This window comes from Rhizobium sophoriradicis, from assembly GCF_003939025.1.
In the GTDB taxonomy this organism is placed as follows: Bacteria; Pseudomonadota; Alphaproteobacteria; order Rhizobiales; family Rhizobiaceae; genus Rhizobium; species Rhizobium sophoriradicis.
On record NZ_RQIH01000008.1, the window covers coordinates 106819 to 129398 of the forward strand.

General features: G+C 60.6%; 19 protein-coding genes. 11 read left to right on the forward strand and 8 right to left on the reverse strand.

Annotated features, from left to right (window positions below):
* Nucleotide 1: 1 nt before the first annotated feature.
* The 8 genes from tssG to tssA form a co-directional block, all read right to left on the reverse strand.
* Nucleotides 2–1003 carry a type VI secretion system baseplate subunit TssG gene (tssG, locus tag EFR00_RS15015; RefSeq protein WP_077989004.1) on the reverse strand — a complete coding sequence of 334 codons (1002 nt, stop codon included), beginning with the start codon at nucleotides 1001–1003 and terminating at the stop codon, nucleotides 2–4.
* A 20-nt stretch (nucleotides 1004–1023) separates the two neighbouring features.
* A complete protein-coding gene (gene tssF / locus EFR00_RS15020; protein WP_077989005.1) occupies nucleotides 1024–2805 on the reverse strand; it encodes a type VI secretion system baseplate subunit TssF in 1782 nt (593 codons plus the stop codon).
* The gene (gene tssE / locus EFR00_RS15025; protein ID WP_077989006.1) at nucleotides 2798–3307 is read right to left on the reverse strand and encodes a type VI secretion system baseplate subunit TssE; all 510 of its coding nucleotides are present in this window, start codon (nucleotides 3305–3307) and stop codon (nucleotides 2798–2800) included. The genes tssF and tssE overlap by 8 nt, the downstream gene beginning before the upstream one ends.
* Nucleotides 3300–4130, reverse strand: a complete 831-nt coding sequence (locus EFR00_RS15030; protein ID WP_077989007.1) for a type VI secretion system accessory protein TagJ — start codon at nucleotides 4128–4130, stop codon at nucleotides 3300–3302. The genes tssE and EFR00_RS15030 overlap by 8 nt, the downstream gene beginning before the upstream one ends.
* A complete protein-coding gene (gene tssC, locus EFR00_RS15035) occupies nucleotides 4127–5581 on the reverse strand; it encodes a type VI secretion system contractile sheath large subunit (RefSeq protein ID WP_281040126.1) in 1455 nt (484 codons plus the stop codon). Before tssC (EFR00_RS15035) ends, EFR00_RS15030 begins: the two co-directional genes overlap by 4 nt.
* A gap of 4 nt (nucleotides 5582–5585) precedes the next feature.
* Complete coding sequence (gene tssC / locus EFR00_RS15040) at nucleotides 5586–7067, reverse strand: type VI secretion system contractile sheath large subunit (protein ID WP_077989009.1); 1482 nt, start codon at nucleotides 7065–7067, stop codon at nucleotides 5586–5588.
* Between the two features lie 127 nt (nucleotides 7068–7194).
* Entirely contained in the window at nucleotides 7195–7719 is a 525-nt protein-coding gene (tssB, locus tag EFR00_RS15045; protein ID WP_009991955.1) for a type VI secretion system contractile sheath small subunit, read from the reverse strand.
* An 82-nt stretch (nucleotides 7720–7801) separates the two neighbouring features.
* Entirely contained in the window at nucleotides 7802–8866 is a 1065-nt protein-coding gene (gene tssA / locus EFR00_RS15050; protein ID WP_077989010.1) for a type VI secretion system protein TssA, read from the reverse strand.
* A 231-nt stretch (nucleotides 8867–9097) separates the two neighbouring features.
* Here tssA and tssH point away from each other — a divergent pair, with 231 nt between their 5' ends.
* The 11 genes from tssH (at nucleotide 9098) to EFR00_RS15105 (ending at nucleotide 22495) form a co-directional block, all read left to right on the forward strand.
* Nucleotides 9098–11854, forward strand: coding sequence for a type VI secretion system ATPase TssH (tssH, locus tag EFR00_RS15055; RefSeq protein ID WP_077989011.1), 2757 nt, complete (start codon nucleotides 9098–9100; stop codon nucleotides 11852–11854).
* A 41-nt stretch (nucleotides 11855–11895) separates the two neighbouring features.
* On the forward strand, nucleotides 11896–12372 hold the full coding sequence (locus EFR00_RS15060; RefSeq protein ID WP_009990920.1) for an Hcp family type VI secretion system effector: 477 nt from the start codon (nucleotides 11896–11898) through the stop codon (nucleotides 12370–12372).
* Between the two features lie 78 nt (nucleotides 12373–12450).
* Complete coding sequence (locus tag EFR00_RS15065; protein ID WP_077989012.1) at nucleotides 12451–13044, forward strand: hypothetical protein; 594 nt, start codon at nucleotides 12451–12453, stop codon at nucleotides 13042–13044.
* Between the two features lie 138 nt (nucleotides 13045–13182).
* Nucleotides 13183–13536 (forward strand): Rap1a/Tai family immunity protein, encoded by a 354-nt coding sequence (locus tag EFR00_RS15070; RefSeq protein WP_208655962.1) that lies wholly within the window; start codon nucleotides 13183–13185, stop codon nucleotides 13534–13536.
* 13 nt (nucleotides 13537–13549) lie between these two features.
* The gene (locus EFR00_RS15075; RefSeq protein ID WP_210282099.1) at nucleotides 13550–14053 is read left to right on the forward strand and encodes a T6SS effector amidase Tae4 family protein; all 504 of its coding nucleotides are present in this window, start codon (nucleotides 13550–13552) and stop codon (nucleotides 14051–14053) included.
* 16 nt (nucleotides 14054–14069) lie between these two features.
* Complete coding sequence (gene tssI / locus EFR00_RS15080) at nucleotides 14070–16331, forward strand: type VI secretion system tip protein TssI/VgrG (RefSeq protein WP_077989014.1); 2262 nt, start codon at nucleotides 14070–14072, stop codon at nucleotides 16329–16331.
* Nucleotides 16332–16344: 13 nt separating this feature from the next.
* Nucleotides 16345–17448, forward strand: a complete 1104-nt coding sequence (locus EFR00_RS15085; RefSeq protein WP_077989015.1) for a DUF2169 family type VI secretion system accessory protein — start codon at nucleotides 16345–16347, stop codon at nucleotides 17446–17448.
* Nucleotides 17445–18947, forward strand: a complete 1503-nt coding sequence (locus tag EFR00_RS15090) for a DUF4150 domain-containing protein (protein ID WP_077989016.1) — start codon at nucleotides 17445–17447, stop codon at nucleotides 18945–18947. The genes EFR00_RS15085 and EFR00_RS15090 overlap by 4 nt, the downstream gene beginning before the upstream one ends.
* Complete coding sequence (locus EFR00_RS15095) at nucleotides 18947–20059, forward strand: hypothetical protein (RefSeq protein WP_077989017.1); 1113 nt, start codon at nucleotides 18947–18949, stop codon at nucleotides 20057–20059. The genes EFR00_RS15090 and EFR00_RS15095 overlap by 1 nt, the downstream gene beginning before the upstream one ends.
* 112 nt (nucleotides 20060–20171) lie before the next feature.
* The gene (locus EFR00_RS33300) at nucleotides 20172–21320 is read left to right on the forward strand and encodes a hypothetical protein (RefSeq protein ID WP_086156618.1); all 1149 of its coding nucleotides are present in this window, start codon (nucleotides 20172–20174) and stop codon (nucleotides 21318–21320) included.
* The gene (locus EFR00_RS15105) at nucleotides 21317–22495 is read left to right on the forward strand and encodes a hypothetical protein (RefSeq protein ID WP_077989018.1); all 1179 of its coding nucleotides are present in this window, start codon (nucleotides 21317–21319) and stop codon (nucleotides 22493–22495) included. The genes EFR00_RS33300 and EFR00_RS15105 overlap by 4 nt, the downstream gene beginning before the upstream one ends.
* Nucleotides 22496–22580 lie beyond the last annotated feature (85 nt).

Genomic DNA, 22580 nt, shown 5'->3' on the forward strand with positions numbered 1-22580 from the left:
CTCACCGCATCTCGGCCGACAGGCGTTCGACGATGATCGCATCGCCGCTGTCCTTTGCCGCCGGTGCGACCCTCGCCCAGCTGTTCCAGCCGAGACGAGGCGGATCGCCTGCCTGGCCGAGCCGGCAGAAGGGAACGTCCTCCTTTTTCAGCACGACCTGTATGTCGAAATCGAGCGCCGAGCCGACATAGAGCCGGGTCAGGGCGAAGAGTTCGGTGATGGCCTTTCCGCCCGGCGCAAGCGTGAGATAATCGGCATAACCGAGCGGGCCGATGACGACGCGGAAGCCGCCGCTGAAATCGTGAACGGCGGCACCGGCCGTGGCATTGACCCCGAGCTGCACGCCCTGCAGCTGGCTCATCCGACTGCGCTCTTCCGGCGGAATGCTCAGCCAGCGGCCGCGGAACAGTTCGATCTCCACCGGCAGGCCGCTGAATTCGGTCAGCATGGCGCGCAGGTTGACGGTATTGCGGTTGCGCGCCGCGAAGAACCCGGAAAAGCGCAGGATCAACTCCTCGTCGACGCCGCTCTTATCGACGAGCCGCTTGGTGCCGAAGCCGGTCAGCGACAGCAGCGTGGTGACGAAAGCATTGCTTGCCCAAACGCCGCCCCAGCGCAGCCGCCTCGCAATCCGGTATTTTTCGCACGCGTCGGCGAAGAGCTCCGCCATGCGCGCGCCGAACAGATCGAAAAAGCTCGCCAGCCCCCGCGATCGGTTGCGCTCCTGGCGCATGACGAGTTCGTTATAGGCCGATGGCATGGAGCCGAGCGCGCCGACAAGGCCGGCAAGTGCACTGCGCACGGTGGCGCGGCCGGCCTTGCGCCGGTAGCCGCTCACCGCAAGCGGCGCCGGCGAGACGCCGACATGGGAGGCGACGTCAAGCCGTCCTTCGCCAACCGACGCCTGCGCGACGCGAAATGCCGTCACCGGCTCGAAACGGCCGGGGTCGCGTTCGAGCAGGTCGGTAAGCGCGTCTGGCTTGCTGGCGGCTTGCATGTCCATGATCGACTGGCGGTCCTTTCTCAGAGAAGCGGGCGTTCGGCGGCGCGCGCCGGCCAGCGGGCGATCGGCCTCGACTGCCCCTTCATGCCGACAGTGAGCCGGGTGAAGCTATTGACCGAGGTGTAGAGGCTGAAGAAGCGGTCGAGCACGCTGCCGAACAGGAAGGCCGAAGGCCGGTCGATGGCGGCCGGATCGAATTCCAGCGCGATCTCGGTGCCGGGCACCATGCCGCCGCTGCCGAGACGGGCGGTCGAGTTGGCGGCCTTGATCCCGACCAGCGCATCGGCGAACTGCTTGGTCTCGGGACTGTCGCGAAAGGCATAGAGCGACAGGATGTCCTTCAATGCGGCCCCATCATTGTCGAACAGCGACAGATGGTTGAGGAGGAGGTGCGACATCAGCCGCCAGTTCCGGCCATCCTGATCGTTCATTCTGACCGACGGTGTCGGCGGGATCAGCGCCTCGACGCCTGCGACCGCCTCATGGCCGGAGGCGAGCTGCAGCAACGGGTGGCCACCGCCGAAGGGAAGCTGTTCCGGCAGGTCGCGGTTGAGGCAGAGCGTATCGACGCTCGCCACCGCATCGACCGAAGCGGCCGGCCGGCGCTGCCGGTCGACGAAGGCGATATCCATATCGCTGGTCCTGTCGTCTTCGTTGAAACGGCGAGAGGCCTGCCAGTAGGTCGCGCTCGCGCCTGCGCGTTGCGATCGTCCGAAGAAGGGCTGGCAGAATTCCTCCTGGCCGCGCGATCCGGTCAGCAGCACGCGGTCGATCGAATAGATCTCACGGGTCTTCTGGCGCCGTGCATCCGGCAGCAGACGGTATTCGGTGCGGGTGCCATCGACGGCGATCGGCTCGCAGACCTGGCGAAACAGGTTGACGACGGGCGTGGCGTTGAGCGCGAAGTCGCGGGCCGAAACCGCCCGCTCCAGCTTGGCGTCGCTTTCCCCGAGGTAAACGAAGAGTTCCAGCGTTTCCCCTCGCCAGCACTCGAGCCCTTCGATATCGAGAAACAGAAATTTCCGCGGCAGCGCGAAAAATTCGGTGAGCAGGCGGTAGCCGATGAAGCTCGGCGCCGGATAGGGCAGCATGGCCTGTTCCGGCTCGAAGCCGACGGGTTTCAGGTTTCTTGCCGGCAGGAAGATCGGCGAACGGTCGTCTGCATGTTTGGCAAGCGCGATGCCGAGCGTGTGGTTGGCAAGCAGTTCGTAGATCGCCACGGCCTGCTGCCAGGCAGAGGGAATATGCAGGCGCAGCCGGCTCAGGCCGAGGCTGCCCAGGGGCTTGCGGGCATCGAGAGAGCGGATGGAGAGCCTGAGGCAGCCGGCAACGCCGGCATAGGACGAAAGCGGCGCATTGATCGGCTGGCCGGAAAGCGCAGCACCCGTGATATCGATCGGTGCCATCTCGACATCCTGCGTAGTGCGGAAGCGGCAGGCTTCGCCTCTCACCTGCTCTGCGAGCACCTCGGTGTGGCGGGGCACGGTCTGGACGGAGGCGAGTGTGTCGCTTGGCCGGAACTTGACGATGCTCATCGACGGCAGGGGTGCGAGATAATGCGGATAGAGCGTTTCAAGCAGGCCGTCGGTCAGTTCGGGAAATTCGTCGTCGAGCTTCTGACGCACGCGCGCCGCCGAATAGGCGAAACTCTGGATCAGGCGTTCCACATGCGGGTCGTCGGCGACGTCGCCGGTCATGCGCAGGCGGCCGGCGATCTTGGGGAAAGCGTCGGCAAAGCGCGCGGCCCGGCGCCGCAGTGCCAGCAATTCCTCATTGTAGCGGTGCAGGAAACCTTCAGCCATGCGCCGCCTCCACGAGGACACGCTGGGTCGACGGATCGATGGTCGATTCGAAGCTGATCGGCGGCATGCCCTCATGCAGGCGGAAGGTCGCCTGGATGCGCATGCGCAGCGCCCGTTCGGTCATCGTCCGGCTTTTCAGGATCGTCACCCTGATATCGGCAAGCCGCGTCTCGAACAGCGCAACCCGCCGCTCGATAGCTTCCGCCAGCTTGAGCTTCGCCTGGTCGGTCATCAGATTTGCCGAGACGATACCGTCGACGCCATAGCTGACCAGGGCGTCCCGCAATTCTGAAAGGTCCGTCGGCGGCGTCGTCGGGCACCGCCGCGTGTTGAGCAGCGCTTCGAGATCGCGGCGGATCGCCTCCCTGACCTCGCGGACCTGGTCGACGAAACTGACCGACGGATCGGCGGCGCGATCCGGGGCCTCGTCGATCAGCCTGTCGAGGATCGAGCGGGACAGGACTCGGTCGCGCTGCCGGTAGCGTTCGAGCGGATCAACCATGCGCGACCTGCCTGCCGGCAGAGCTTGCCGGCTCGATCTCCAAACTTTGGGTGTCATGGAAGGAGACGAGTTCATCGCCGGCGAGGAAGCAGCGCTGACCGCGGCCGGTGGTGATGCCGCTCGGTTCCTCGACCCATTCGGTTTCGCGTCCGAGCCTGAGCGCCGCATCCTTGCCGGTGCCGTGATAAACGGCCGGCAGAAGCACCGATGCAGCGGCGCCGTCGATCAGCGTCAATTCGGCGCGACGGAAGGCGAGATCTCGCGGCCGGGCAATCGGCTCGATGGACAGGGCTGATATCTTGGCGAAGTCGATCCAGAGATAGCCGCCGCCGGTCATGATGACTTCGAGGGCGTGCGGTGTGCGGTCGTCGAGATCGCGGAAATCGGAAATCGCCTTGCCGTTCCGGATCAGCGGGCGCTCGCCCCTGAGGTCTTCGAGCGCAGCGAGGGCCGTTTTCGCATCGTCCGCATTGCCCTCGCGATGGGCGATACCGAGGCGGACGGCGAGCCTGTCGAGTTCGCTCGGCCCTTGCGGAAATTCCGGCAGAGCGGCGCTTTCGAACCAGGCGTCGCGTGCCGCCATCGCCCGAAGTTCGTTGCGCAACAGGGCAAAGCCCATCGTCGCGTCGGGAGAGAGGGTAGCGGCAAGGCTGCACTGATTGTCCGCCCGCTCATATTCTCCGGCAAGGACGAGAAGATCGATATAGAGATGCCGCGCCTCCTGATCCGAGGGCTTGGCCTTCAGATGCGCCTTGACCTCTTCGAGCGCGTCCTCGAGGGCGTTGTCGCTGAGCGATCGGGCGATGCTGGCGGAAAGCGTCATGCGGACATCCTCTCGGGTATGGCAACCGGGCGGCTCAGAATCTGGCCGGTGGTTGCGGTCTCGGCGATAAGGTGGAAGCTCGTGGCAACGTCATCGAGCTGAAAATGCGGCTGCAGCCGGACGGTACAGGAGAAGCTGCCGGGCTTGCCCGGAATTTCGGCGACGCCGATGCCGGCCGAGCGCAGCGGGAAACGGGTGCGCAGCGCGATATCGGCGTCGTCATTGCCGAGCGTATAGGCGGTCAGCCAGTCCATGAGCTTGCGCTCGATCGAGAGCGCATCGGAGAGCTGGCCGATTTCGTCGCGCATGATAACCTTGAGATAATGCGCGAAGCGCGAGGCGCAGAGCACATATTGCAGCATGGCGGCGAGCCGGGCGTTCTGGCGTGCATGCTCGTTGGAATAATGCGGCGGTGCATGCAGCGACTGATTGGAATTGAAGATCGCCGCAGAGGAGAGATAGGTGGTCGCGACGGGAATGATGCCGAGGTCACACAGCTGTTGCTCCTGGCTGCTGGTCAGCTGGACTTCGACCGGCGCCTGGGCGGAAAGCCCGTTGCTCTCCGTGCCGAGATCGTAAGGCGGCAATTCGCTTGCGCTCAGCAGGCCGCCGTCGACGGCATCCTGCGTGACGCCGCGGATCTCCGCAAACCAGCCGGATGCGATGAAATTGCGAATGACGACGGTCGCAAAGGCGAAAGCGGCATTGCCCCAGAGCAACGAACTGCCGTCGGCAGCAATGCTTTCGCGGAAGGGAAAGCCGTCATTGCGATCGCGCGCATGCGGCGCAAGCGGCGAGCGCATCAGGATGCGTGGCGCGACGAGCCCGAGGAACCGCGAATCTTCTCGGGCGCGCAGACCGTTCCAGCGGATGCGGTCCGTCTCCGTGGCAAGCCAGGAGAAGTCGTTGACGCGGTTCAGCTCGTGAAAGTCTTCAAGCCCGATCGAAAGCGGCGCCGCACCCGCGACGAAGGGGCAGAAGGCGGCAGCCGCCACCATGCCGATCTGCGACAGCGTGCTGACCGGATCGCCGTCGGCGGGATCGTGCGGAGACAGATGATAGTCGCCGACCAACAAGCCGAAGGGCTCGCCGCCCGGCATGCCGAACTCGCGGCTGTAGATCAATTCGAAGAGGTGGCTCTGGTCGAAATCGCTGGCACGCTCCATGCTGCGCGCCAGTTCACGCCAGCTGACGCTGAGAAGCTTAACCTTCACCTCGCCGCTGCGGCTTGCCTCGCGCACGAGCATGGCAAGGCCACGCCATCTCGCCTCCATCGCCTGAAAATCGGGATGGTGGAGGATGGCATTGACTTGCCTGTTCAGCGCCCCGTCGATCAGCGTAATCAACTGATCCGCCCGGCGCCGCCATTCAGTGCTGGAACCCATCGTCGACCTGACCAAATGTTTCGCAAGAGCTTGGCGCGGCGGAAAACCGCCGCGCCGGACTCTGATTTCATCAGTTCTTCGAAGGAATCCGCGCGACCATGCGCAGCGAGGTCGTCAATTCCTCCATCTGCAGCCACGGACGCATCCAGGCCACTGCGTTGTAAGCGCCCGGCCTGCCGGGGATTTCCTGGACGGTGACCTTTGCCTCGCGCAGCGGATATTTCGCCCGCGACTCCTCGCCGGCGTCGTCATTGGCGTTGACATAGTTGGAGATCCAGCGGTTGAGCCAGGCCTCGCAATCTTCCGCTTCCATGAAGGAGCCGATCTTATCGCGGCCCATGACCTTGAGGTAATGGGCAAAGCGCGAGGTTGCCATCATATAGGGAAGGCGGGCGGAAACGGCGGCATTGGCGGTTGCCTCCGGCCGGTCGTAGAGCTTCGGCTTGTGGGCTGTCTGCGCCCCGAAGAACACCGCATAGTCGGTATTCTTGTAGTGGCAGAGCGGCAGGAAGCCGAGCTTGCCGAGTTCGGCGTCGCGGCGATCGGTAATGCCGACTTCCGTCGGGCATTTCAGATCGAGATCGCCGTCGTCGCTGGAGAAGATATGCATCGGCAGGCCTTCGACCTTGCCGCCATTTTCCGCGCCGCGAATGGCGGTGCACCAGCCGTTCTTGGCGAAAGCTTCGGTGAGACGCGTGCCCATCACATAGGCTGCGTTCATCCAGCAATAGGAGCCGTGCGGCAGTTCGCCGGTCTTGGAGCCGCCGGTTTCGTCGAAGTTGAATTCTTCGATCGGGCTGGTCTTCGGACCGTAGGGCATGCGGGCGAGCACGCGCGGCATGGCGAGCGTCACGAAGCGGGAATCATCGCTGTCGCGCAGGCTGCGCCACTTGGCGTATTCGACCGTCTCGAAGATCTTTTCCAGATCGCGGGGTTTTGCCAGCTCCCGGAAATCCTCGAAGCCGAACATGCGGGGGCTCGCCGCCGAGATGAACGGGGCGAAGGCGGCGGCGGCGATCATCGAGACGCCTTGCAGAAGCTGGACGTCGTCGAAGGAATTGTCGAACTCATAGTCGCCGATCAGCGCGCCCATCGGTTCGCCGCCTGGAGTGCCGAACTCGTCTTCATAGACCGACTTGAAGAGCCTGGACTGGTCGAACTCGACGGCCTTGGCGAGATCCTTGGCGATGTCTCGCTTGGAGGCGTTGAGCACGCGGATCTTCAGGTTGGCGCTGGTCTCGCTGTTCTTGACCAGATAGTGCAGGCCGCGCCAGGCGCCTTCGAGCTTGGTGAACTCCGGCGACTGCATGATTGCCGCGAGCTGGCTCGAGATCGCCTTGTCGATCTCGGCAATGGCGTTGTTCAAAGTGATCGTGAGGTTACGATCATAGGTGACGGTGCCCTTCAGGGCTTGATCGGTGAGGGTGCGCAGAAGGTCCTGCGCGCGGTCGGGCTCGGTCTGGCGGGTTGCCGCAACGACCTTCGAGAGCAGGCTCTCATCGGGTGCGAAGCCTACTTCTTCCTTTGTCTGCAATTGCGTTTCGGCGGTCATCTAACGATCCTTTTTTGCGAAGCGGCGACCCTCGGGGCTGTGAGGGTTTCCCTTAACAAGGGGCCGCTGCCGGACAACGACTCTTCAGGAATTCGCGCGGCCGCGATCGGCCTGCGATCCCAGGCACTCAATTCAGCACGTCCTTCGCCTCTTCGGCCTTGCCGCCGCCAAGCTGGGCCACCAGCTGCGAGAGATCGGCCTTGTTCTGCAGGATGTCCTCGAGCAGGCGCTCGAGCTCCTCGGAGCGGTCCGCCTTGCTCATCAGGTCGCGCAGCTGGTTGCGGGCGTTGAGCAGCGCCTTCAGCGCCGGCACCTGATCGACGACCGCGCCGGGTTCGAAATCGGCCATGCTTTCGAATTTCAGCGAAACCGGAAGCTCCGTTCCGTCTTTCTCGAGAGTGTTCTCGACCGAAAGCGTGAGGCCCGGTGTCATCCGGCGCATGACGTCGTCGAAATTGTCGCGGTCGATCTGCACGAACTTGCGCTCGCCGAAAGCCTTGAGCGGCTGCGTCGGATTGCCGGAGAAGTCGCCGAGCACGCCCACGACGAAAGGCAGCTCCTTCACCACCATCGCGCCTTCGGTTTCGACTTCATATTTAATATGGACCCGCGGCTTGCGAACCCGTTCCAGTTTCTCATGTACACTTGCCATCGAGGCTCTCCTTCGTCTCATCGGCGGATTACGAATTGCGGATGCTCCAGATTGCGGCCGGGCAGGGCCCGACCTCAGGCCGCTAGCCTCCCTTGTCGGTTACGGGCTGTATGCCGGCCGCTGTCAGCACTGCATTGCGCGTGTGCTGCTCAGGCAGGAGCTCGGCAAGTAGCTCGGAAAAATCCATGCGGCCGCGGCGCACCAAGGTCTCGATCGACATGGAGATCGGTGAATGGGGTTCGGTGCGACGGAAATAGCGCGCAACGACAGCGAGCAGTTCGAAGGCCTCTTCGCGTGAACGAATCATCTCGGCGTCGACGGGCCGCATGCGGACGGCCTCGGACTCACCGATATCGGTTGCCGGCAGCGGCTCCGAGCCTTGCGAGGCAGGGGTTTCGGACATGGCCGAGGGAGCCTCGATGCCGGCGAGCATCCGGATTGCAGATGCCGCTTCCTGCAAAGCATTGCGTGTATTGGAGCTCGGCGGCGCCTGATCCCCGCAGTGATGATCAAGTATTTCGATCATGCGGTCGAAAGCGGCGATGCACTCTGTCACCACCCTGAGATGGGCCGACATCTGTGCGACACCGGCTTCTGCCGCCGCCTGCTGCAATTCCTTGCGCCGCTCGGCTTCGTTCGACCGCTGCGAAAGCTGGAAATCCCAGAGCGAAAACTGAGCGAATTTTCCGTCCGGGATCAACGAAGTCAAACGAATAGCCTGGATAAGCGTTCCTTCGCCGCCCACGCCGTTAAGACCCGCAAAGGGAGCGAACCGCTCCTCGAAATCGCTGTCTCCGATCGAGTGCAAAGTGTCGAAATGCTTGTCTAAAAGCGACGCGGTTGCAACATAGACGTCGCGCAATCCTGAGAAGCCGCGCAGCCGCAGCTGCGCTTCGGCGAGCCAGGCCAATACTTCTATGTCCTTGCTCTCGGAAGAAAGAATTTGCAATCCAAGATTGCTAACATCGTGCCAGGCGGGTGCAAGCATAATAATGTCGCCTGGTGAAATACTACGTTCGGCTGTACGTGCGGCGTTTCTGGCGTCTTTAATTCTATAGTATATTTCACGTGATGCAGTATTGGTCCGAACGTTTTCTCCGCACGGATAATTTTGTTCAAGTGGATTTATGATTTCTCTGACATTCACGCTGTTAAATACCTCAAAAATCTAAACATACTGCGACCGGGCCGGCATTTTGTGCGGCTTGTATTGGCTTGTCAACCATCTCCCGATGATGACGGATTTATGACGACTACTCTAATGCTCGTTTTTGAAAATAGAGTCTTTTTTCTTCTGGACAAGGGTTTATGAGCGCCCTAGTTGTTGCTTCGCATCACGAGGACGCACTGAATTTCGTCGAATAAACGGGACTTGCGGATGTCGAATATCGATCTCAATCGTCTGATAAGAACGCTTGAGCCTAATTTACGTGTCGGACTTGAGACAGCGGCTTCGCTCGCCGTGCGCCACCAGCACGCCGTCGTGGACGTCGCTCATTGGCTTCGCTCCCTTCTTGATATTGCGGCGTTTTCGGCCGTCTTCGAAGAGCTCAAACTCTCCTCGGAAATGCTGAGAACGGAGCTGGATGCGGCGATCGCCGACATTCCGCGGGAGGCCGGTGCCGCGCTGGCGCTCTCCCCCAATCTGCTGGCCCTCGGTCGGGAATCCTTCCTGGTTGCATCGCTGCAGTGCGGCCGTAATGTCGTGCTGCTGGCCGATCTGCTCGCCGCCCTGACCGGCGATTCGGCATTGCGGGTGGTTGTGCGCGGTATCGCCCCCTCGATACGCAATCTCGACCGGGCAATGCTCGACAAACTGCTGGAAAAGGCCTCCGGCCCGTCGGACCAGCTTTCCGTGCCCACCGCGACATCGGCAGGCAATGAATTTCTGCGGCTCTACACGCACGACATGACGGCCGACGCCCGCGCGGGCCGCATCGATCCGGTCATTGGCCGCGACGCTGAGTTGCGGCAGCTGATCGATATCCTGACGCGCCGTCGGCAGAACAATCCGATCCTGGTCGGCGACGCGGGTGTCGGCAAGACCGCGGTTGCCGAAGCGCTCGCATTGGAGATCGCCGCCGGCAATGTTCCGGCCCGGCTGAAGGATGTGAAGCTGCTGCTGCTGGATCTTAGCCTGCTGCAGGCCGGCGCCGGCGTCAAAGGCGAGTTCGAACGGCGCCTGCATGGCGTGGTCGACGCGGTAAAGACGTCGTCGGAACCGATCATTTTGTTCATTGACGAGGCGCACGGGTTGATCGGCGCCGGCGGACAGGCAGGGCAAGGCGATGCCGCAAATATCTTAAAACCGGCTTTGGCGCGCGGAGAACTCAGGACGATCGCGGCAACGACCTGGAGCGAATACAAGCGCTTCATCGAGAAGGATGCGGCCCTGACCCGCCGCTTCCAGACCGTGCATGTCCGCGAGCCGGACGAAGAGGCCGCAATCCGGATGCTGCGCGGCGTGGCACAAAGCCTTAAAATCCATCACAAGGTGCGTATCCGCGACGAGGCGATCGTCGCCGCCGTCCGCCTTTCGGCGCGATACCTGCCGGACCGGCAGCTTCCCGATAAGGCGATCAGCCTGATCGACACGGCTGCCGCCGCCGTGGCGCTGGCCCGCCAGACGAGGCCGGAGGCTTTGAAACAGCCTACCGACGAACGCGATCTCCTGGAAACCGAGGCAAACTGGCTTGCGCGAGAACCCGAGACACCGGAAAAGGCCGCCCGGCTTGGCGAAATCGCCGTCAAACAGCAGCAGATCGTTGCGCAGATCGAAGCGCTCCGGTCGCAGTTCGAGGAAGAAAACCGGCTCGTCCGCGAGGCCGACCGGCTGGAGGAATTCTTTTCGCCGGACGATGCCATCGTCCCGTTGGCGCCGGCGGACAGTGGCGACGGCACGAATGTTGCGCCTTTCCCGCCGCAGGCCATGACCGCGGAAGCCGCCCGCGCCGCCTTTGCCGTGACCGAACGGACACTCGCGGCGGTGGCGGATCAAACGGCCCTGTTGCCGCGTGTGGTCGACAAGGACGTCGTTGCATCAATCGTTGCCCGCTGGACCGGAATTCCTGTCGGCAAGCTGCTGGCGGACCAGATCGAAACCGTCAAGACGCTCGATGCCCGCCTGAAGGAGAGGGTGCTCGGCCAGGACGCGGCGATCGAACGCATCGCTTCGGCCATGCGGGCCTCGCGCGCCGGACTTTCCGATCCGCGCCGGCCGCCGGCCGTTTTTCTGTTGGTCGGCATGTCCGGCACCGGCAAGACCGAGACGGCGCTGTCGCTTGCCGACATGCTCTATGGCGGCAGCCGCTATTTAACGACCATCAACATGTCCGAGTTCAAGGAGGAGCATAAGATTTCCATGCTTCTCGGCTCGCCGCCCGGTTATGTCGGTTACGGCGAAGGCGGCGTGCTGACCGAGGCGGTGAGGCGCAGGCCCTATGGAGTGCTGCTGCTCGACGAGATCGACAAGGCCCATCCCGGCGTTCAGGAAATCTTCTACCAGGTGTTCGACAAGGGAACGCTGCGTGATGGCGAAGGTCGCGACATCGATTTCAAGAACACCACCATCGTCATGACGGCGAACACCGGTTCGGAAATGATCGCAGCCCTTGCCGCCGATCCCGAGACGATGCCGGAGGCGGAAGCGCTGGAAGCGATGCTGCTGCCGGAATTGCAGAAGCATTTCAAGCCGGCCTTCCTCGGCCGCACGACCGTGCTGCCCTTCATGCCGCTTGGGCCGGAGACGCTGTCGGGCATCGTCGACATCCAGATCGGCCGAATCCGCGAGCGAGTTGCCGCCACTTACGGGACGACGCTTTCATTGTCGCCGGCAGCCCGCGACGCGCTGATTTCGCGCGCCCGCACCAGCGAGATGGGCGCCCGCGCGATCGAGGTCATGATCGCCCGCGACCTCCTGCCTGTTCTTTCGACGTTTTTCCTCGATGCCGTCGCGGCCGGGAAGAAAATTACGGGGATCACCATCGGTTACGATGGGCAACGCTTCGGCCTCGATGCCGAAGAGGCCGCCCCCCAGGAATTCGGCACGCCGGGGGAAAGCCGGTTGTCGGATGAAGTAGCCCCGAGCCGCAAACGCGCTCGGGGAGCAGGACGAAGAAAGGCGACTACGCCTTAGACGCAACTAGGCACTCAACCGCCAATAGGAGAGCTTACAGAATGCCGATTTATCTTCAGATCGACGGTATCCAGGGTGATGCGACCCACGAACAGCATCGCAAGTGGATGGATATCGAAGCCATCCACTGGAACGTTTCCCGCAACATGAACACCTCCGCTGGTTCGGCGGCCAACCGCGAAGCTTCCGAGCCGACCGTTTCGGAAGTGATCCTCACCAAGGTCAGCGACTCCTCGTCGACCAAGCTCTTCCAGGAGGCCTGCTCGGGCCGCACCGGCAAGCGCTCGGTCATCCATCTCGTCACCACGGGCAATCCCGGCGACACCTATATCGAGTATTCGCTCGAGAACACGCTGATCGCCAGCTACTCGATCGATTCCAACGGTGACCGCCCGGTCGAGACGATCAAGCTGAACTTCACCAAGATGGAAGTGAAGTACACGCCTTACGACGACAAGCACTCGCCGCAGTCGCCGATGATCGCTTCCTACGATCTGGCGACCACCAAGGCCGCTTAATATCCGACTGGAGCGGGCGCCTTTCACGATGGCGTCCGCTCACTTCATTGTCGTCGCGGGCTGAAGGAAGTCTTTCCCATGAGCGGATTGGACATCGATAATGTGAAACTGACGAACTACCATCTTATCGTCGAGGAAGTCTTCGACGAAAGTGTTTTCGGCATGGTGGCGCCCAGCTTCAAAATTAAGGGTGTCAAGGGGCTAGGTACCAGTCATCTTCAGGTGATGCGCAGCGTCTACACGCTTGCGATCGGCGAAGATGTTTATTTCAAGGGCCGCAAGCTGCAGGGTTCGCCGGGCGTGAGGGAACTGCTATCGGAATTCTTTGAATCCGGAACGCAGCTGACGGCCCGCCCAAACGGCCGCACGACGGTGATGCACCGCTATCTCGGCAAGAAGAATATCTTCACAGCCAAGGCGCTGGAGCACTACAAGACCTCCGTCACGTTGAATTTCCTTCGCATCTACGGCGAGGATCCGGCGCCGACGCGTCTGCTCTACGGCAATCCGGCGGTGACTTTCATCCAGAAGACCGGGGAACGGCCGATGGCCGCGGCCTATTTCAACGGCAACAACAATCGGTTGGAACTTCTTCACTATTTCGACCGGCGCACCCTTGTCGACGGCTTTCTGAAACGCTTCTCGGAAGCATCTGCTGCGGCCGTAGGCTGAGAAGGTCTCTATCGATGAACGATATGTCGTCGGCAATCTGAACTCTTTGATTTTGTGAGCTGGTGGATGAAGTCTTCGCTCGGCAATGGCCCTAATTTGCGCAATGCGGGGAAGCACGATAGCTGGATGGGGCCTGTCATGGCCATCCTGCTGCTTGTCGGCGCCGTGCCCGTCCAAGCGCAGCAGTCCGATATCTGGCGCATGAGCAACCAGCAGCTCCTGGAAGCGCTCAAGGGCGATGCCGCGCCGGATATCACGAATCCGGAACTTCGCCGGCAAATCTCGTACGAGCGTGGCGCGGCCTACGTGGCCGGCGTTGCCGATGCGACAGATGGAAAGACCTGGTGCATTGAAGGCGGTGTCCTCATTCACGAGCTGACGGACCGCGTCTTCGGCCATCTGCAAACATTGGCACCGGAGGCTCTGCAGCAGAATGCTGCGATCTCTGTCTCCGCTGCGCTCAGCAAATCCTTTCCCTGCAAAGAAAAATGATTTTGGAGCCGACATGATCAACGTAGCTTTCGATGAGCTTTACGCCAATTATCCGAGCAGCACCACATATCGGCCTAACTATGTCAGTCAGCAGGATCTTTTTCGCGAGCTTGGTTGGGACGCGCTTCTAAACAATCCACTCTACGCGAATACCTGCGCCGTGCGCGTCAGCCTCGCCTTCGTGAGGTCCGGCATCAAGATCTCCCCGAAATCTCACAATATCCTCAAGGGCCCACACGCCAACAAGGGCCTGGAGGTCTCCATGCGCCGGCTCGCCGATCTTTTGGCGACCTCACGCTATCTCGGCACTTACGAATCCTACACCTCCGCGACGGCGCAATCCGGCATTGGAGCCCGCAAGGGCGTCGTCGCCTTCAACTGCATACCGGGTTATCGCGGTGGCGGGCATATCGATCTGGTCATCGGGGCCGCCGACGCGGCTCAGTGCGCCTCTTCCTGCTACTACCAATCCCAGTCGATCTGGTTCTGGCCGCTCCTGTCGAGCCGCACGTCTTAAGGTTTGAGGTCAACTCATGAACGATCAGCCCTCTGCCGCCGACTTCATCCAGGCGAACCGTATCCTGAAGATCGTCTCGCCGCTCGGCGAGGACCAACTTCTGCCGGAGCGCGTGACGATCGATGAAGGTATTTCGTCGCTCTTCGAAATCAAGGTTTCCGCGCGCGCCAAGAAGCCGTCGGTCAAGCCGGAGGAGCTGATCGGCCGGCTGATGGATGTCTCCGTGGAAGTGCAACAGGGCGATGGCGAAGGCGCCGTGCGCCGGCCGTTCAACGGCCTGGTGACCGAACTCAACGAGGGGCCGCCGATCACCCGCGGGCTGCGCTCCTACTCCATGGTGCTGCGGCCGCAGATGTGGCTGCTGTCGCGCCGCTCCGACTGCCGCATCTGGATGGACAAGACCTCGATCGACATCGTCGAGACGCTGTTTTCCGAGCACGGCATTCCGGCGCCGGACACGTCGGGCGTGATCACGCCACCACCGCCGCAGCATTATTCGGTGCAGTGGAACGAAACCGATCTTGCCTTCCTCACCCGCCGTTTCGAAGAGGACGGCCTGTTCTACTGGTTCTCCCACGAGGACGGCAAACACAAGCTGCATGTGGCCGACAGCGCCCGATCCTGGCTCGGCCCGTCGCCATCGGCGCAGGGCGAGGGCCAGGTCCGCCTGGCGCAGGGCTCGGCCGACCGTAACCATATCACCGAATGGAGCCGGCGTTATTCCTACGTGCCGGGCCAGCGCGCCGGCGCCGACTGGAACTTCGAAACCCCGCGCATGGTGCCGGGCACGATGACGCCATCGCTGGTGCAGATGCCGGAAGCAACCAGGCGCGAGCTTTACGAATATCCGGCGCGCATTTCCTCCGTCGCCGAGGCGGAGCGGGCGGAAAAACTGAGGATGCAGGCCTCCGAAGCCGATCACGACCGGGTCTTTGGCGGCTCGACATCCCGCATCCTGGAGGCGGGACGCCGCTTCACCCCCTATGAGGTCGCCCACCCCGACCATGTCTATGAGGAGCATGTGGTGGTGAAGGCGACCCATACCGTCGTCGACCGCTCCTATGAGACCAACAGCAATGAGCCGGAATATACCAACACCTTCGAGGCCGTACCGTCGCGGGTGCCGATGACGCCGCATCGCGAAACGAAGCGGCCGCGCATCGAGGGCACGCAGGTGGCGATCGTCGCCGGCCCCGCCGGCGAGGAGATCCATCCCGACCAATACGGCCGCATCAAGCTGTGGTTCCCCTGGGACCGCAAGGCCAAGAAGGACGGTTCCGACACCTGCTGGGTGCGCGTCAGCCAGGTCTGGGGCGGCGGCACCTGGGGCGCCCAGGTTATCCCGCGCATCGGCATGGAAGTGATGGTCGCCTTCGTCGACGGCGACCCCGACCGGCCGCTGGTGACCGGTGTGGTGCCCAATCCCAGCAACACCGTCCCTTACGATCTGCCAGCCAACAAGACGCGCATGGTCATGCGCTCGAACACCCATAAGGGCACCGGCTTCAACGAAATGACCTTCGAAGACGAGGCCGGCCAGGAGAACATGTTCTTCCATGCGCAGAAGGACCAGACGACCCGCGTGCTGAACGACCGCACCAAGCGCGTCGACCGGCACGAGGTCTCGGCGATTGGTGGTAATCGCGCGGTGGAAGTCAGTGGTAATCAGAAGCATGAAATCGGCGGTTCCGTGAACACCGTCGTCGGCGGCACCGGGCCGATGGCGATGGCGCTGATGGGTGCGGTCAGCGGTCTCTCGGGACATACCGCCGGGCTCCTGGCGCAGGCCGGGCAAATTGCAGGCGGCGGCGGGGCCGGGCTTGCGGCCTTCGCCGGCACGGTTGCTTCTTCTGCGCTCGGCTTTCTCGGCGCCGGCGGACTGGGCAGCCGCGAGGGCGTGGTGGCAGGGCCGTCGCCAAGAGCGGATGCGGGCACAGCGCTTGCCGGTTCCGGCACAGGAGTGGGCGATGCGGCTTCGGGCCTTTTCCCAATGCCCGGCATCATGAACACCATCGTCGGCGCCTTCAAATCCGACACGATCGGCATAGCGCGGGCCGAGCAGATCGGAATGAGCAAGGTCACCAATGTCGGTCAGACCTCGCTGGAGAGCGTCGGCAAGTTCAAGAAGATCGCGGTCGGCGAGGAATTTGTCATCGAATGCGGCGATTCCAAATTCATCATGAAAGCCAACGGCGAAGTGATCATCCTCGGCAAAACCTTCAACTTCGTTGCGACCGAACACTTCCAGATGCGCGGCAAGCCGATCGACCTGAACTGAGGAGGAAGTTCGCTTGGAACTGATCAATCGGCTTCCCTTTCCGGCTATGGCTTTCCGGCAATTCGACGCGAATGGGGATTTGGATTGCGTCGTGTCGGTTCGCGGAACCTTCGTTCACCGCCAGGGCGATCCGCTCGCCATCGCCGCGAAACAGGAAGATTTCCAATGGGAGGACGCCTATGAGAGCGATCCCCATGCCGGCCCCCTGCTGCGCCAGACCGACCTGACGCCGGAGAAGGCTGGAACCGACATCACATTCCTTGGCAATGCTTATGCGCCGGGCGGCACGCCAGCCCCGTCTTGGCAAGTTGGCCTGCGCGTCGGAGAGCTTTCCAAGAGGCTCGAAGTCCACGGCGCACGTTTCTGGCGCCCTGTGATCAATGAAAAATGGGCGGGCTTTTCTGCCAGAGAACCCAAACGCGTCCTGACGGATTGGCAACTCACGCAAGCCGAGCCGGCATCCCAGGTGCCGATATGCTGGAGCAAGGCCTATGGCGGCCAAATACCTGGTACGGGCAACCCGGAAACGGAAACACCCGCCGATGTCGAAGCGCGCAATCCACTCGGCTGCGGCATCGTCAATCTCGACATGCCCTCGGATCACCCGCCTGTCGCCGCACCACAAATTACCTCACCCGGTGAGACGCTGAATTGGCGCGAGCCTGCCGAGCCGCAGGGATTGGGCCTCGTGTCGCCCTGGTGGCGGTCCCGCCAGCAACATGCCGGCACTTATGACGATGTTTGGCTCAACGAGCGCCATCCGCTTCTGCCCAGGGATTTCGATGAGCGCTTCTGGCAATGCGCCCATCCAGATCTTGTTGCCGTTCCACATCTGGCCGGTGACGAGGATTATCAGTTGGATGATCTGCACCCGCGCTTTGCGCGCGCCGCGGGGCGGTTGCCGGGAATAACGCTGGGGGTACGGTGTGTTGGCCATGATCGGGACGAATGGCACCTGCTGTCGCTGGACGGCGTACATTTCGACTGGCGAGACGACGAGCGAGTGATGCTGACTTGGCGAGCCCGCTTTGCGCTTGCGGAGGCTCTAGGAACCGAGCTGACGCTGACGCGGGTACGGCTCAACGTCGAGGCTCCAATGGGCGGGGTAGCAGCATGAGCATCCCACGCGACAACTATGTCGGCGAGCCCGATTATCCAAGACCATGGACGACGAAACAACCGCGAGAGGGATTGCGCGACTTGGACGAGGCGCGGGTCGTCTCGCTATCGCCGGATGTCTGCCTGACTCCGGTAGGCTCGTCTGCCGTCCCCGTCCCGTACCCGATCGTCGACTATTGCGGGCACGACAAAGACTACACGCCAACCGTCCGCTTTACCGGCAAGAAGGCGATGGTCATGCGCTCCTGCACGACCCACGTCCATGGCGATGCACCGGGAACGAAAAAGGGTTTCAAATCCGGCACCGTTGAAAATATTTGCGAGCCGATCGGTCATGCCGAGCAGGTACGCGCTGAGGGCTCCCATGTCATCCGCCATCTCGACCGCTTCTGGATGAACAATCGGAACACGCAGGGCGAAGCGATCTTCATCCGTGGTACCGAGACATTCGCAGCGCCGGAAGACGACGATCCTGTTCCGGGGTCTCTCCGCTGGAACGGCAGTGACGAAGGCAGGGTCATCAGCGATGCCTCACCCGAGCCGATTATCATGGGTGCGCAATATGCTCAGGCGGTCCCGGCAACGGTGCCTCAAACGGTTCCTGTGCCGGCCCGACCAGCCCCGGTGCCTCGACCGCCGGGACAAGTCATCCGGCCGAATGTCCCGCAGTGGAATAAGCCTCCGCCCCGACCGTCCATCAAAGTTGGCAAATGGGTCGGAAGGCTCGGCCGATTTGGTCGGGCGATGACTGGCATCGGAGCATTTATCGAGGGTATGTGGCCAACCTCAACGGCAATGCCGTGGTACGACGAAATGCCTCAAGATGATTTCGAAAGCGTACTTTTCCGGAAAGCACGCGAACTCGAGGAGCAAGGCGTCGACGTTGATGACATTCAGGAGTGGTTCCGATCGGAGCGAGCAGAGAATGCGCGACGCCGGAGGCAACAGGAGATCGAGGAAAAACAGAAACCGCAACCACTTCCTCAGACGGAGGGCGCGCGCGTTGATGAGGAAGGCTCCCAACGTCGGTGCATCGTCGGCCCCTATGAGGAGATCGAGCCCATATGTCGGGGCAATGCTCACCATATCGTTCCTGACATGGCTTACAGGCTAGGGCGACGACCTGTTAAATCGGAATATAATTCTACAGAGAATCGTATCCCGAACGCGCCCACGCTTAACCAGGGGATGTCAATTTGTTTGCTAACCCGACAGCATGGGAGCGATAGCGAAGGATTGCATGGCGTGCTCCGGCAACGGTTTTCGGATCTCGCAAGCCCCGTACCGGGCACCGCGCCGATGGGTGCAATACTCGCCGAAAGTCTCAAAGTTATTGAAGATATCCCGGATTTGCCGGAAGAATGTAAAGCATTAGCCGCCGCCATGGCTACAGGCCAGGTCGCATCGAAAACAGGATTCGCAGCTCCTGGGCGAACGAAAGAACGACCGCTCCCGTCCGGCGATGCCGAAACTGTTCTTAGAAGGGGACATTATTAATGATTGGCAGTGACTGGAAGGCGACGATTCAAGCCGCCGCGGCATTTGACGCAGACCGCTTCACAATATGTGTTGGCGAGCTGGAATATGACGATCCGTTTACTGCGATCATTTCCTACGATGGGAGGTTTTCCCAACCTTGGAGCAGAACGGATGTTGAGCGCGAAATCGTCGATATCAGTTATATGGAAGACGCAGCTTCGGGTGGTCCAATACCTGTAGCGCTCAGCAACGAGGGCGACGTGTATGTCCTGAAAAACGAACAGGTGGAGCGATCGAAGATTCTCGGAGCCGGAGTTCTCAGTGACGATGCGGAGGGTTTCGGGGCAGTCAACACCTTGGTGATCGACGGAGATAATCAATATGTCGTCGGGGATAGTCGCCAACTCTACCGCCGAGAGGGCCTTGGAACATGGCAACGGCTTTCTGCGGATAAGTCCCGGCAGGATGGTTATGAGGCTGAACATTTCGGGAATGCGATTTCCTTGGAAGGTTCGCTCCTGATCGAAAGTTTTCAACGACCTTATTCAGCACCGAACGCTGCGCAGTTCGATCCCAAAACTTGGGAAAACGTCAGCCCGGAGCAGTTTCTAAAGATGATGAAGGAGCAACGATCCGAGCGCGTTTCAAGGCCACGCATCCAACGCGTCTATCATTATCTCGACGGCAGCTTCTCTCGATTAACCCTCCCTGAAGATTGCATGATTAGAGCACTATACCGCGACCCGGAGCAGCGCATTTGGCTTTTGGGCGTGGGAGGTCTGATTATGCAGGGAACCATCGAAGGAGGATTTGAGAAGGTCGGCTTCCACGGGGATAAAGAAACTTTGTTCAGCGCCGCGTGGTATCGTTCCGAGTTGTTTGTGGCCACAGACGACGGTCTTCGCCGATTTGACGGCCATAAGCTTAGCATTGTGAAGCCCAAACTAAGTTCTGCAGCTATAAACCGAAATGTTCCCGCCCCGCTGAAAATTCAATCTTCCGATAACACGCTGATTTATTTTGACAGGAAGCATGGCGTGTGCAGGTGGGACGGGCTGTCATGGAATTGGTACGAGATTCCGCCGTCACTTCTGCAACGCGAGTTCAGAGGCTTACCTGCCAGACAATAGGGCTCGTCTATCGTATGCTTGCAGCCATATCTGTAAATAGCGGACACGCCCTGCCTTGCGGGCAACGCGTGATGTCCTGAAGGTCGGTCGGCACCGCTTGAAGTGACGGAACATGAAGGCATTCGATCGACACCACATTGATGGAGCCATTGCTCTCGGGAAAGACACGTTTTGTGTCGTGTTCAGCGGCAAAGATTATGAGGATATGTATTCCTATGTGCTGGTTCATGAAGGCGGATTGGAACAGCCATGGTCCCGCTCCGACGTCCCGCGCAAGATCGATGGTCTTACCGGCAAAATCGGAGAGGATGGACGACCGATCATCTACGCCCTCAGTGACGAAGGCGATGTTTATACACTGGCGATGGGACAGAATTCCACACACCGGAAAATCCAAGGAGCCAGCGTCTATTCCGACGATGCGACCGACCTCGCATACGTCAACTCAATAGCGCTGATTGGCGACGCCTTGTTCGTAACGGGTTATCACTCGCAGCTTTACCGCCTGACGGATATCGACATCGACTGGTTTCGAAAGGAAAGGCTGCCGCAGGCGCCAGAAACCTATGATTACCTCGTCTTCGGTGATCTGAACGGCATATCAGAAACCAGCCTCTACATGAACGTTAAATATTCTCCAACGAGCACAAAGCGCCAATTGACCGAGGAGGAAGAAGAGTGCGCCGCGGAGCTATTTGAGCTAGGAAAAACCGATGAGGCACTAGCCATTCACCATGCCGCCGAAGGCCAGACGCGTGTTTTGGAGGGCCGCCTCTACCATTGGAACGGGCAAGAATGGCGGATTGTGGCCAAGCCGCGCTCAGGAAAACACTATCCGGAGCCAGAAACCCTTTCTGACATCTTCGTTGAATCAAAAGACAAGATCTGGGCTGTCGGCGGTAATGGCGTCATTTTGTTCGGCAATGCCGAGCATGGTTTTCAGGATATTTCCTTCAAGGGAAATGATGAGAATTTGCGCTCGATTACGAAATTCAAGGATCGGATGGTGATCGCGTCTGATTACGCTTTGCACTGGTTCGATGGACATCTGCTGTCTCCCTTGAAACCCGTCCTTGATCCGAGCATCAATCGCAACATTCCCAACCCGCTCAAAGTCCAGGCTGTTGACGATGTGCTGTATTACTTCGACACGAAACATGGCGTTCATACCTTCGATGGTGAACGCTGGACAGAAATCGAAATTCCGCCTGAGTTGCTGGAGCGCGATTTCAAAGGACTACGGGCGGCCAAGACTCGATGACCGACGCCATTAATGACGATGAAGATTTCGAAGAGCTCTATGGAGCATGGGAGCCGACGCTTTACGCCGCGGCTATGGCGGATGATCGGTACTTTGCGCTTTTGCTCGGCGGTCCGCGCTGGGACGATCCCTATACTATCATTCTCACTCGGGATGCCAAAGCGCAGACATTTTCGCGCCTGGATGTACGACGCGAATTAAGGGATATCAGAGTGGTGCCGCGGGCCGATGACGCGGGCGAGCCATCTTATGTGGCGCTCAGCCTAAACGGCGACATCTATTTGATCAGTCCCAAAGGCGCAGAGCACTCGATCATTCCGGGAACCCAGGCCGAATCCGATGATGCGCCCGAGATCCTGTTCAGTTCCATTCTGCCGGTGGAAGATCAATGGCTGGTTGCGGGTGGCAAAGGCTTTCTGAAGCTTTGTAAAGCAAAATCCTGGCAAGATGTTTCTCCGTCTCCGCCAACAGCGTATCCCTACAACGTGCCCGATTGGACGATCCTTGGGACCAATCATAGCGGTGATATTTTCATCGTGGCGACGCAGGCGGCGAACACGCGGCATTTCAATCTCTATCCTGGCCATCCGCTTTATCGAGACGGAATGTCTGAGGACGAGGAATTTGAGAATCAGAAAAAGCTTTATGCCGAAATGGATCGCTATCCGCGTCTGAAAACACTTTCCACAGGCCGGCCCGGCGCCTGGAAGCAGCAGGTATTACCGGATCGCATCGCTCGGTCTCTTCCCGCTTATGGCTATGTAGCCGATGTCGAGAGTGATGGTGTCGAGGCGAACTACGTCATCGGCTCCGACGGTCTTGTGATGAAGGGTAATCCAAATACCGGTTTTGCCGATATCTCATCGATTGCCGATCGCGAGAAGAATTTCAAGGACGCCGTTCGCTTGCGCAACGATCTCGTTCTTGCGACGGGCACTGAACTCTTCCGGTTCGATGGGCATTTGGCAAAGCCGTTTGTGCCCAAGGTGAAGATGCGCTCCGCCCCCTTTGTCCTGCAGCCGAGTGCGATTTTCGTCCAGAACGACAAGCTCTATGTTTTCGATTACGGGCTTCGCTATTACATCTTGGACGATGCGGGTTGGCATCAATACGATATCCCGAAAGACCTTTCGGCACGGCCGTTCAAGGGTGGGAGCGACAAAGGATCGCCTTGACCGAATCGAGTGGCTGATGAGCAACTGGTGGCCTCACGACAAGAATTTGGAGCCAATATGGCCGCTACACCTCGGCGCCCCCTGC